This is a genomic window from Oryzihumus sp., from assembly GCF_036391795.1.
Lineage (GTDB): Bacteria > Actinomycetota > Actinomycetes > Actinomycetales > Dermatophilaceae > Oryzihumus.
The window spans coordinates 1-11,647 of the sequence record NZ_DASVZH010000051.1; the positions used below are offsets into that span (position 1 = coordinate 1).

An 11,647-nucleotide genomic window follows, 5' to 3' on the forward strand; every position below is an offset into this window, starting at 1 on the left:
GCGTTCGCGTCCGCGACCGGGCCGCGCGTGGACGAGGCACTGGAGGCGCTGCGCGCCGACGGGTGCGCGCGGCCGGCGGTGGCCTCGCTCTTCGTCGCACCGGGGCGGCTGCCCGACGTCGTGAGCGCCCGGGCCGGGCAGGTGCCGGTGGCCGACCCGCTCGGGGTCACGCCGGCGTTCGTCGACCTGCTGCTGCGCCACGCCGGGGTGCCTGCCCAGGTCTGACGGGGGATCTTGACGCGATCTTGACGGCTGACGGTCAGGGGGGTAGATAGCGTCGACCTACGCTCGAGGGGTGGAAACGGCAACGCTCGATGAGGACGCGCGGACGGCTACCGAGGCCCCTGCCCCGCAGGCGCTCCGGGTGGGCGTGGACCTGCCGGAGAAGCCGAGCTATCGCGTCAAGCGGGCGCTGCTCGGACCGCCGCTGACCACGGAGCAGCTCGCCCACGAGCGGCTCTCGAAGAAGCTCGCCCTCGGGGTGCTTGCCAGCGACTGCATCTCCTCCTCGGCATACGGCTCCGAGGAGATCCTGCTCGTCCTGCTGCCGGTCTTCGGCATCGCCGCCTACGCGCTGCTCCTGCCGATGACGCTGGTGGTCCTCGCGGTGCTGCTGCTGGTGACCCTGACCTACCGGCAGGTCGTCACGACCTACACCAAGGCCGGCGGCTCCTACGTCGTCGCGCGGGAGAACTTCGGCCCGCTGGTGGCGCAGGTCGGCGCTGTGGCGCTGATGCTCGACTACATCGTCACCGTCGCTGTGCAGGCCGCCGCCGGGACTGCCGCGGTCACCTCGGCGGTCCCCGCGCTGGCGAGCTGGTCGCTGTGGATCACCATCGGCGTGGTGCTCGTGCTGTTCTACGGCAACCTGCGCGGGATCCGTGAAGCCGGACGGGCGTTCGCGTTCCCGACGTACTTCTTCCTCGCCGCCATGACCGTCGTCATCGTCACCGGTGTGGTCCGCGAGCTGCTCGGCGACCTGCCGCACTACGACCCGATGAGCTCTCCGGGGGCGTTTCCGGTCGGGCACGGCTCCTCGCTGCTGACCTTCGGCGCCATCTTCATCCTCATGAAGTCGTTCGCCAACGGCGGTTCCTCCCTGACCGGGCTGGAGGCGATCTCCAACGGGGTCAGCACGTTCCACACCCCTCAGGGCCTCAACGCGCGCAAGACCCTGGTCGTGATGAGCTCGGTGCTGGCGTTCCTCGTCGGCGGGGTGTCGTGGCTGGCGCACGAGACCCACGCGGTGCCCTATGAGTCGGGCTCGCCGACGGTGATCTCCCAGGTCGCCAAGGCCGTCTTCGGCGAGGGCGCCGTCGGGCACGTGCTCTTCCTCCTGGTGCAGACCGCGACGATGCTCATCCTCTACACCGGCGCCAACACCCCGTTCAACGGCTTCCCGTTCCTGGCCAACTTCGTGGCCGGGGACGGGTTCCTGCCCCGCTGGCTGACCAAGCGCGGGCACCGGCTGGCCTTCTCCAACGGCATCATCGTGCTGGCCGTGGTCTCGCTGGCGCTGATCATCGGCACCGGCGCCCACGTCGACAAGCTGGTCGCCTTCTATGCGATCGGGGTGTTCACCGGCTTCACCCTTGCCGGCTTCGGGATGGCCCGGCACTACCAGACCTACCGGCAGGGCCGCTGGCGCGCCAAGGTCGCGCTCAACCTCGTCACCGGCGCGGTGTCGGCGCTGGTCGTAGTCATCTTCGCCGTCACCAAGTTCACCGAGGGCGCCTGGCTGGTCGTGCTGGTCTTCCCGGTCATGGTCGTGGTGCTGCTGCGCCTGCACCGCACCTATCAGCGTGAGGCAGCCGTGCTGCGCGCGTCGCCGTCCGCGGTCCCCGCGGCCCGGGCGGCACGCAACGTCGTCCTCGTGCTCGTGGACAGCGTGGACCTCGCCGTCATCCGGGCGATCCGGTATGCGCGGACGCTGCGTCCCAGCGAGATCCGCGTCGTGCACTTCGTCATCGACTCCGCTCATGCCGAGGTGCTGCAGCGCGAGTGGGACGCCCAGCAGGGCCTGGACCTGCCGCTGGAGCTGGTCGACTGCCCGGACCGGCGGTTGCCGCGGGCCGCGCTGGAGCTCGTCGACCGGGTGCTCGGCGCGGGGGAGTCCACCCAGGCGACCGTGCTGCTGCCCCGGCGCTCCTACGGCGCGCTGCTCGGGCGGCTGCTGCACGACCGCACCGCCGACGACATCGCGTCCGCCGTCTCCCAGGTCGCCGGTGTGGCGGCGACGATCGTGCCGTTCGACGCCTCGCGCGCGCCGTGGCGGCGGGTGCAGCACGAGGCCGAGGGCGCACTGGCCTCCGCCGCCCGCGAACGGAACGGGGCCGGGAGCCGCAGGGAGGGTGCCGCCGTCGCGACGATGACCGTGCCGGAGGGGTGCGTGCCGATCGCGCAGGCGCCCCATCGCCGAACAGCGGTGCTGCAGGGGCGGATCCGCTCCTGCGAGGTCTCGCCGATCTCCGGCAGCCCCGCGCTGCGCTGCGAGCTCGTGGACGACTCCGGCGGGGTGACGCTGCTCTTCTACGGGCGGCGCGCGATACCGGGGATCGAGCCGGGGGCGACCGTGCGGGTGGAGGGGCGCGTGGGCGACTACCGCGGCCACCTGGCCATGGCCAACCCGATCTTCCGTCTCCTCCCTCGGGACGGGGCTGTCCCTGGCACCTGAGCGGGTTGGCAGACTGGGCGCCATGACGTCCTACCTCGCCGCCGCCGACCGCTACGAGTCCTCGATGCAGTACCGCCGCTGCGGCACCAGCGGCCTGAAGCTCCCCGCGATCTCCCTCGGCCTGTGGCACAACTTCGGCGATGACAAGACGCTCGACAGCCAGCGCGCCATCCTGCGCCGCGCCTTCGACCTGGGCATCACCCACTTCGACCTGGCCAACAACTACGGCCCGCCCTACGGCTCCGCCGAGCGCAACTTCGGGACGATCTTCGCGCAGGACTTCGCCCGCTACCGCAACGAGCTGGTCATCTCCAGCAAGGCCGGCTGGGACATGTGGCCGGGGCCGTACGGCGAGGGCGGCTCGCGCAAGTACCTGCTGAGCTCCCTGGACGACTCCCTGGCCCGGATGGGCCTGGACTACGTCGACATCTTCTACTCCCACCGCTTCGACGCCGAGACGCCGATCGAGGAGACGATGATGGCGCTCGACCAGGCGGTGCGCTCGGGCAAGGCGCTGTACGCCGGCATCTCCTCCTACTCGGCGCCGAAGACCCAGGAGGCGGCGACCATCGCCCGCGAGCTGGGCACGCCGCTGCTGATCCACCAGCCGTCCTACTCGATGCTCAACCGCTGGATCGAGAAGGGCCTGCTCGACGAACTCGAGGCGCAGGGCATGGGGTGCATCGTGTTCACCCCGCTCGCCCAGGGGCTGCTGACCGACCGCTACCTGGACGGCATCCCGGCCGACTCGCGCGCAGCGCAGGACAAGTCGCTGCTGCCGGAGCACCTCGACGAGAAGGTCCTCAAGCACGTGCGGGCGCTCAACGACATCGCCGCCCAGCGCGGGCAGAAGCTGGCGCAGATGGCGCTCGCGTGGGCCCTGCGCGACCAGCGGGTCACCTCGACCGTCATCGGTGCCTCCTCGGTGCAGCAGCTCGAGACCAACGTCGGTGCCCTGGCCAACCTGAGCTTCACCGACGAGGAGCTCGCCGCGATCGACCAGGACGCGGTCGAGGCGGGCATCAACCTCTGGGCCGGCGTCACCGAGGAGTGAGCGGCGCTCAGGCCGGGTCGATGCGGAAGACCGGGTGGTCGGCGGGGTCGGGCCGCTTGCGGAAGTAGACCTCGACCGTCCACCCGGCCTTGCGCCGCCAGGCACGCAGCACCGGCAGGCGGTGCTCGACCGGCACCTCGACCGCGGCCCAGGCCGTCGTCCGGCCACGCTGGGTCAGGGTGAGCCGGCCGGCGGCGCGGAGGTTGTGCACCCAGTCGGACTCGCCGTAGGGCGAGACGAGGTAGCGGTGACCGGCGACCTCGACGGGCACGACCGGCATACGGTGCGGGCGGCCGCTGCGGCGGCCGGCCACCTCCAGGGTGTGCACGTCCCACCACGTCGTGCGGCGCACCAGCGGGTTGAACACCCGCGTGGTCAGGACGGTCGGCCGCAGGCGCGGCACCGGATCAGGCCGGGGTGAGCAGGAACAGCGGGTGGTCGGCCGGGTCGGGCAGCTGCTTCCAGTACTGCTCGACCTCCCGGCCCGCCTTCGCGCGGTAGGCCGTGATGACCGGCTCGCGCTCGGCCACCGGCACCTCGGTGGACAGGTACTCCACGAAGGTGCCCTTCTGGCCGAGGCGGACCCGGCCGGCGGCACGGACGTTGCGGACCCAGTCGGCCTCCCCGCGGGTGGACACGACGTAGAGCCGGCCGTCGACGCGGACCGGGATGACCGGGATCTCCTGCACCTGCCCGTCGCTCTGGCGCCTGGCGACCCGCAGGGTGTGCACGCCCCACAGGGGCACGACCATCGCCACGCGCCGGGCGAGCTCGTTGAAGACCTTCGTGCCGGTGCCGGGCTTGAGGTAGGCCATGGGCCCATCCTCGGGGCGGGTGCGCGCCGGCGTCGACCGGTTTGGCCGAGTCCGGGGCCGCGCCCCTCCAGGCCGAACACCGCTCGACCCGCGTCCGGGGGCCTGTCCGGGCGGCGAGATGCGGTCTACGCGGTGCTCTCCAGGGCGCCGTCGAGGCCGAAGAACGGCAGGCACGCCTCCACCCCGGTCACCGCCACCCCGTCCGCCAGGCCCGAGGCCAGCCAGTCCGCCCGCAGCAGCCGCAGGTGGACCATCGTGTCGACGCCCTCGCCGTCGTCCCGGCGGTGCAGGGACTCGCCGTTCGGCTGGTAGCCGAGCGCGCGCGATACGCCCAGGGACGCGCGATTGTGGTGCCACGCCGAGGTGATGGCCGCCAGGGCGCCGAGGGGGCCGAAGGCCAGGGCCAGCACGGCTCGGCGCATGTCCTTCCCCAGCCCCCGCCCCCGGGCACCGGGGACGAGGAACGAGGAGGAGTCCACGGTGCGCAGGTGCGGGAAGTCGCTGCCCTCCAGGCCCTGGCAGCCGACGAACTGCCCGTCGGTGTGCACGAGGAAGGTCAGCCGCCACTCCTGCGGGGTCCACGAGCCCATCTGCCGCCAGTAGTCCTGGTGCGTCATGACCCCGCGCACCCGCTGTTCGTCGCCCAGGTCGAAACGCGGCGCCGCCGGGTCCAGCGCCAGGTCGGCGGGCAGGGTGTCGCTGACCAGCTCGAGGTCGGCCTCGGTCCACGGCCGCAGGGTGAGGCGCTCGGTGGTCAGGCGCAGGCCGGCGAGCGGCCAGTAGCGGTCGGGCATGGCCGGACGCTACTGCCCGGCGCGGCCGGCTTGCCTCGGCCGCGCCGCGCAGGGTAGGCATCGCGGGTGCCGATAGCCGACTGGTTCCTGTCCGCCGACGAGCGCGGCAACCCCGCGACCCGCCTGGACAGCCGCCACCCCGACGGGCGGGCCTGGACCTGCGGCAACACCGTGACCACGCTCGTGCACGGCGCGACGTACTTCGCCGAGCTCGACCGGCGCGTGCGCCTGATGCGCGACGGTGACCTGCTGCTGTTCACCGACTGGCGTGGTGACGCCGGCGAGCAGCTGCTCGGCACGGACGGCACCGAGGTCGCCACCCTGCTCGGCGACGCCGCCCGGCGCGGGGTCGACGTGCGCGGCCTGGTCTGGCGCTCGCACTGGAAGCGGCTGTCCTTCGCCGCGGAGGCCAACCGCACGCTCGGCGACCTGGTCAACGAGGCCGGTGGTCAGTGCCAGCTCGACATGCGGGTGCGGCCCGGCGGCTCGCACCACCAGAAGCTCGTGGTGCTGCGCCACCCCGGCCGGCCCGACCTCGACGTGGCGTTCCTCGGCGGCCTCGACCTGTGCCACAGCCGGCGCGACGACGCCGACCACGCCGGCGACCCGCAGCGGCAGCCGATGGCGAGGGTCTACGGCGAGCGGCCGCCCTGGCACGACGTGCAGGTCGCCCTCACCGGGCCGGTCGTCGGCGACGTGGAGACGGTCTTCCGGGAGCGCTGGGAGGACCCGCAGCCGCTGAGCCGCAGCCCCTGGCGCCGGGCGCAGGACCGGGTCCGCGGGGTCCAGCCGGACCGGGTGACCCCGCTGCCGGAGCAGCTGCCCGACCCGGCGCCGACCGGCGAGCTGGCGGTCCAGCTGCTGCGCACCTACCCCTACCGGCGCCCGGGCTACCCGTTCGCGCCCCAGGGGGAGCGCAGCATCGCCCGCGGCTACCGCAAGGCGCTCGGCCGGGCCCGGCGCCTCATCTACGTCGAGGACCAGTACCTGTGGTCCACCGAGGTGGCCCGGCTGCTGGCCAGTGCGTTGCGCGCCAACCCCGAGCTGCACCTGCTCGCCGTCCTGCCGCACCACCCCGACCAGGACGGGCGGCTGGCCGTGGCGCCGCAGCTGCTCGGGCGCCAGACCGCGCTGCGCATCCTGCAGCGCGCGGCACCCGGCCGCGTCACGGCATACGGCGTGGAGAGCCCGGCCGGCGTCCCCGTCTACGTCCACGCCAAGGTCTGCGTCATCGACGACACTTGGGCCTCGGTCGGCTCGGACAACTTCAACCGGCGCTCGTGGACGCACGACTCCGAGGTCGCCGCGGCGGTGCACGACCCGGGCGGCTACCCGCAGCGGCTGCGCCTCGCCCTGGCCGCCGAGCACCTCGACCTCGAGGACGCCTCCGCGCTGGCCGACCCGGCCGAGACGCTTGCGGCGTTCGCCCGCTCGGCGCAGTGCCTGCAGGCCTGGCACGACGGCGGCCGGGTCGGCCCGCGCCCACCCGGGCGGCTGCGCCCGCTGGCCGAGCACCGGGTCACCGGGTGGACGCGGGTGTGGGCCGGGGTGTTCTACCGCCTGGTCCACGACCCCGACGGCCGGTCCTGGCGCCAGCGCGTGCGCCGGGCGGCCTGATCAGCCACCGGGACGCACAGGGACGCGGAGCATCATGGCCCGCGTGCTTCCCCCGCTGACCGCCTCGAGCTGGCTGACCGCCTGGACCGCGGACCCCGTGGGCATCACCCTGGGAGTCCTGCTCCTGGCCGGGTATGCCGTGTGCCTGGTCCGCCTGCGCCGCGCCGGGCGCGCGTGGTCGGGATGGCGTGCGCTGGCGTTCACCCTGCTGGGGGTCGGCACGCTGGTCTACGCCACCTGCGGGGTCCTCGCGGTCTACCGTGGCACGCTGTTCTGGATGGCCGCGGCCCAGGCGACGGTGCTCTCGGCGGTCACACCGCTCGGCCTGGCGCTCGGCGACCCGGTCACCCTGTCGGCGAACGCGTTGGGGGACACGGGATCGGGCCGGCTGCTGGGCGTCCTGCGCGGGCGGGTGGCCCGGGTGCTGATGTTCCCGCTGGTCAGCTCGGCGATCGCCGTCGGGACCCTGGTGGCGGTGTTCTTCACCCCGTGGCTGGAGGACTCGGTCGCCAGTGCCGGGGTGCGCGAGGTCCTCTACCTCGTGCTGCTGGTCACCGGCGCGCTGTTCGTGCTGCCGCTGCTGGGCGAGGAGATGCTGCCGGCGTGGTGCACCCACCCGGTGCGGGCGCTGTTCGCGTTCGTCGACGGCCTGGCCGACGCCGTGCCCGGCATCCTCGTGATGACCGCGCCGACCCTGCTGGCGGCGGGCGTCCCCGGCTACACGAACCGCACCTGGGGGCCGGACCCGGCGTGGGACCAGAAGCTCGGCGGCGGCGCGATGCTGGGCATCGCCGAGAGCGTGGGCCTGCCGTTCCTGTTCGCGGTGCTCATCGGCTGGGTGCGCGCCGACGCCGCGGAGGCGCGGGCCGTCGATGCCGAGCTGGACGCCCGCGAGCGCGCACCGCAGCAGGTCCAGCCCGCCGCGGCGCCCGAGCCGGGGCAGGGGCAGGCCGGCGCGCCGCCCGAGCCGGGGCGGGATCGGCCGTGGTGGGAGACCGACCCCCGGTTCCGGGACCAGTACCGCTGACCCGGCGTACGGTGCGACGACCATCGGCGGGTCGTCGGGCGGCTCTCGCGCCGGAACCAGGCGGTGATCATCGCTCGGGCCAGCCTCAGGTGGTGCGGCGGTAGACCCGAGCTTCCCAGGGACGCAGCACGATCGGCCCGGCGTCCGGCACGTCGGGCAGGTTGCCCAGCACCAGCTCGGACCCGGCCCACGCCGGCGCGTCAGGCACGTCGGCCGGTGCGTCCTCGCCGGAGAAGTTGCCCAGGACGAGCAGCTCGACGTCCTCCAGCCGGCGGGTGAACGCGTAGACCCGCTCGTCGTGCGGCAGCAGCATGTGGAAGTCGCCGTGCGCCACCACCGGCTCCTTGTGCCGCAGCTCGATGAGCCGGCGGTAGTGGTGGAACACCGACCCCCCGTCGGCCGTCGCCGCGGCCGCGTTGACCGTGGAGTGGTTGGGGTTCACCGCGATCCACGGCTCACCGGTGGTGAAGCCGGCGTGCGGCGAGTCGTCCCACTGCATCGGCGTGCGGGCGTTGTCCCGGCTCATGACCCGCAGCGCGACGAGGACCTCCTCGGCGCTCTGGTGCCCCGGCTCCACCCACGCCCGGTAGTGGTTGACCGACTCGATGTCGCGGAAGTCCTCGATCGAGGCGAACGGCGCGTTGGTCATGCCGAGCTCCTCGCCCTGGTAGACGTAGGGCGTCCCGCGGTGCAGGTGCAGCACCGTGCCGAGCATCGTGGCGGAGGTGACCCGGTGCTCTCCGTCGTCGCCGAAGCGGCTGACGATGCGCGGCTGGTCGTGGTTGTTCCAGTACAGGCTGTTCCACCCGGTCCCGGCCAGGCCGGCCTGCCAGCGCCCGAGGGAGGCCTTGAGGTCGCGCAGGTCCAGCGGGCGCACGTCCCACTTCGAGTCGCCCTGGTCCAGGCCGACGTGCTCGAACTGGAACACCATGTCGACCTCGTGCCGTGCCGGGTCGGTGAACAGCCGGGCCTCGTCCACCGTGACGCCGGGCATCTCGCCGACGGTGAGGAACGCCCCGTCCCGTCCGGCGAACACCGCGGCGTGCATCTCCTGGAGGAACTCGTGGATCCGCGGGCCGCACAGGAAGTGCGGGCTCCCGTCGCCGTGGTGGGCGCCGGGCCCCTGGTGGCCGTCCGGCAGCGCGGTGTCCTTGGAGATCATGTTGATGACGTCCATGCGGAAGCCGTCGACCCCGCGGTCGAGCCACCAGCGCATCATCGCGTGGACCGCCTCGCGGACCTGGGGGTTCTCCCAGTTGAGGTCGGGCTGCTTGCGGCTGAACAGGTGCAGGTAGTACTCCCCGGTGGCCTCGTCCAGCTCCCAGGTCGGGCCTGAGAAGAACGAGCCCCAGTTGGTCGGCTCGGCGCCGGGGTCGCCGGCGGCCATGCCCTCGCGCGGGCCGCGCCACCAGTACCAGTCGCGCTTGGGGTTGTCGGTGCTGGAGCGGGACTCCACGAACCACGGGTGCTCGTCGCTGGTGTGGTTGACCACCAGGTCCATGACGAGCTTCATCCCGCGGGCGTGCACCTGCTCCAGCAGCTCGTCGAAGTCCGCCAGGGTGCCGAACGTCGGGTCGATGCCCTGGTAGTCGCTGATGTCGTAGCCGTTGTCGTCCTGCGGTGAGGGGTAGACCGGCGAGAGCCAGATGACGTCCACCCCCAGCGCGCTGAGGTGGTCGAGCCGGCTGGTGATGCCGGGCAGGTCGCCGATCCCGTCACCGTTGCTGTCGGCGAAGCTGCGCGGGTAGATCTGGTAGACCACCGCGCTCTTCCACCACTGGTCCGTCGCCGCCTGGCCCGCGTTCGCCTCCGTCACCTGTCCGAGGGTATGGGCGCACCACCACCGTCGCCAGAGTGAGTCCACGGCCGGCAAGGACACGCCAAAGGGGTATGGCGGGTCGGGCACCACGAGCGCAGACTGGCAGATGGTTCCCTTCCACACGGACGGAGGTGCCTCGTGCGAACCGAGACCGTCAAGGGGCCGGACTTCATCCCGGTCCTGTCCCGAGGCAAGCACCGCAGCCCCAAGCGTGGGGCGTGCTTCATGGAGTTCGCGTCCTATCTCGCGGGGGAGCACTGGAGTGACCACCCCAAGTGCACCCACCCCCTCCTGGGCGAGCTGGCCCGGCTGGTCAACGACCACATCTCCGACGAGGGCCGGGCGCGGCTGGTGCCGCTGGTCCCGACCGTCATCGGGCTGACCGGCAACGACCCGCACATCGACGCGCGGATCGCTCTCGGCGCCGCGCGCCGGGCGCTGCCCGTCGCGTCGGCCGAGCGTCAGCGCGTCCTGGCCCTGGGCGTCTATGCCTGCGAACGGGCGCTGGCGTCCCTGGACGGCCAGCCGGCCGGGACGATGTCACAGGAGAGCAGGGACGTGCTGGCCGCTGTGCCCGAAGCCGAGCGCTGGGCCCGAAGGTTCCTGCGCGACGCCGGGCTCCGCTCGCCCGACCTGCGTCCGCGGGCCGCGCGCCGACTGGTGCGCTGCTCGGTCGAGGGCGTGGCCGTGGCGTGCATCAGCGACCCGGACGCGCTGCTCGAACAGCTCGTGGTCGGCGCGATCGCCGACTTCGGCCCGCGGCCGGCTGCCCCGGCCGAGGTCCCGGCGACGGTGCTGCGCGCTCCCGAGCGCTCCCGGCACACGGCCGGGATGTGGCGCAGCTCCTGACGCCTCGCGCTGGCGCCTGACCGGCCGGGAGCCCGGCCGGTCAGGGGCGGCGGGTCAGGTGGGTTGCAGGGTCTCCGCCTCGGCGGCGGCCACCGCGGCGACACGTCGCTGCTCCGCGCGCAGCCGCGGGGCGGCGGCCAGCGTCAGCGCCGTGGCGAGCACGCCTGCCATCACGGTGACCCCGAACGCTGCGGTGTGCCCGCTCGCATCGGCGAGCCGGCCCGCGACGCTCGACCCCACGGCATACCCCATGCCCGTCGCGCCGGCGAGCACGGTCATCGCGGCACCGGTGCGCTGGGGCGGGGTGATCCGCTCTGCCAGGGTGAACACGCTGATCATGTACGGCGCCACGGCCAGGCCGAGCACGCCCAGGGCCAGGGCCAGGGCCGGGAGGGTGTTGACGGCGAGCAGCGGCAGGGCGAGCACGAGCAGCCCGGCCGCGAACACGCGCAGGCGCTGCTCGTAGGGGAACCGCTCGGGCAGCATCGCCACGGCGAGGCCGGCGACGACGCTGCCGACGCCGAGCAGGGCGTGCAGCCCGCCGGTGAGGCCGGGGACCCCGGCGGCGGTGGCCATCTGGGAGGTGGCGGTCTGGGCTGAGCCGAAGACCGTGCCGATGATGAGCTGGGCCAGGCAGAGCAGCACCAGGCTGCCGGTGAACAGCCGGCCGCCGACGTGCGTGGCGGCCTCGCGGGCGCGCCGGACCAGATGGGCGGTCGGGTGCAGGGCGAACCACGAGCCGAAGACGGCGAGCACGGCCGCGGCGACGACGAGGGCCGCGGCGGGGGCGACCAAGGCCGCGGCCGCTCCCACCAGGGCTGGGCCGATGACGAACGAGGCCTCGTCGGCGGCGCCCTCGTAGGAGAAGGCGACGTTGACCAGGCGCGGCTGGTCGGCGCCGGCGTGGCGGGTGATCGGGCGCCAGCGCACGCGGGCCAGCGGGCCCACCTGCGGCATGAGCAGACCGGTGAGCGCGGCGGCTGCCGCCTGGGCCGGCC

Annotated in this window: 10 protein-coding genes and 1 pseudogene; 6 read left to right on the top strand and 5 right to left on the bottom strand. The window is 73.4% G+C overall.

The window, feature by feature from the left end:
- The 3 genes and pseudogenes from VF825_RS03100 to mgrA form a co-directional block, all read left to right on the top strand.
- Positions 1-225: pseudogene (locus VF825_RS03100) on the top strand (hypothetical protein); the annotation flags it as partial.
- 70 nt (positions 226-295) lie between these two features.
- The gene (locus VF825_RS03105) at positions 296-2,674 is read left to right on the top strand and encodes an amino acid permease (RefSeq protein WP_331110032.1); all 2,379 of its coding nucleotides are present in this window, start codon (positions 296-298) and stop codon (positions 2,672-2,674) included.
- A gap of 22 nt (positions 2,675-2,696) precedes the next feature.
- Positions 2,697-3,728, top strand: coding sequence for an L-glyceraldehyde 3-phosphate reductase (mgrA, locus tag VF825_RS03110; protein WP_331110034.1), 1,032 nt, complete (start codon positions 2,697-2,699; stop codon positions 3,726-3,728).
- Positions 3,729-3,735: 7 nt separating this feature from the next.
- On the opposite strand, the gene VF825_RS03115 is transcribed toward mgrA, so the two are convergent.
- The 3 genes from VF825_RS03115 to VF825_RS03125 all read right to left on the bottom strand — a co-directional run bounded on the left by VF825_RS03115 (position 3,736) and on the right by VF825_RS03125 (position 5,337).
- On the bottom strand, positions 3,736-4,131 hold the full coding sequence (locus VF825_RS03115; RefSeq protein WP_331110036.1) for a nitroreductase/quinone reductase family protein: 396 nt from the start codon (positions 4,129-4,131) through the stop codon (positions 3,736-3,738).
- A 4-nt stretch (positions 4,132-4,135) separates the two neighbouring features.
- Complete coding sequence (locus VF825_RS03120; protein WP_331110038.1) at positions 4,136-4,543, bottom strand: nitroreductase/quinone reductase family protein; 408 nt, start codon at positions 4,541-4,543, stop codon at positions 4,136-4,138.
- 125 nt (positions 4,544-4,668) lie between these two features.
- A complete protein-coding gene (locus VF825_RS03125; RefSeq protein ID WP_331110041.1) occupies positions 4,669-5,337 on the bottom strand; it encodes a GNAT family protein in 669 nt (222 codons plus the stop codon).
- A gap of 66 nt (positions 5,338-5,403) precedes the next feature.
- Between VF825_RS03125 and VF825_RS03130 the strand changes: the two genes are divergently transcribed.
- Together VF825_RS03130 and VF825_RS03135 are read left to right on the top strand one after the other, a co-directional pair.
- Complete coding sequence (locus tag VF825_RS03130; RefSeq protein WP_331110043.1) at positions 5,404-6,954, top strand: phospholipase D-like domain-containing protein; 1,551 nt, start codon at positions 5,404-5,406, stop codon at positions 6,952-6,954.
- Positions 6,955-6,997: 43 nt separating this feature from the next.
- Complete coding sequence (locus tag VF825_RS03135) at positions 6,998-7,981, top strand: cytochrome c oxidase assembly protein (RefSeq protein WP_331110045.1); 984 nt, start codon at positions 6,998-7,000, stop codon at positions 7,979-7,981.
- Between the two features lie 85 nt (positions 7,982-8,066).
- On the opposite strand, the gene VF825_RS03140 is transcribed toward VF825_RS03135, so the two are convergent.
- The gene (locus VF825_RS03140; RefSeq protein ID WP_331110047.1) at positions 8,067-9,797 is read right to left on the bottom strand and encodes an alpha-glucosidase; all 1,731 of its coding nucleotides are present in this window, start codon (positions 9,795-9,797) and stop codon (positions 8,067-8,069) included.
- Between the two features lie 141 nt (positions 9,798-9,938).
- Between VF825_RS03140 and VF825_RS03145 the strand changes: the two genes are divergently transcribed.
- Positions 9,939-10,649 (top strand): hypothetical protein, encoded by a 711-nt coding sequence (locus VF825_RS03145; RefSeq protein ID WP_331110049.1) that lies wholly within the window; start codon positions 9,939-9,941, stop codon positions 10,647-10,649.
- 54 nt (positions 10,650-10,703) lie between these two features.
- Here VF825_RS03145 and VF825_RS03150 read toward each other — a convergent pair.
- Positions 10,704-11,647 (bottom strand): MFS transporter (locus VF825_RS03150; protein WP_331110051.1); only part of this gene is annotated, 944 nt, incomplete at its 5' end.

Excerpts from the sequence above, each read along its gene's own strand:
- mgrA (WP_331110034.1), top strand. The coding sequence starts at position 2,697 with ATGACGTCCTACCTCGCCGCCGCCGACCGCTACGAGTCCTCGATGCAG.
- VF825_RS03120 (WP_331110038.1), bottom strand. The coding sequence starts at position 4,543 with ATGGCCTACCTCAAGCCCGGCACCGGCACGAAGGTCTTCAACGAGCTC.
- VF825_RS03125 (WP_331110041.1), bottom strand. The coding sequence starts at position 5,337 with ATGCCCGACCGCTACTGGCCGCTCGCCGGCCTGCGCCTGACCACCGAG.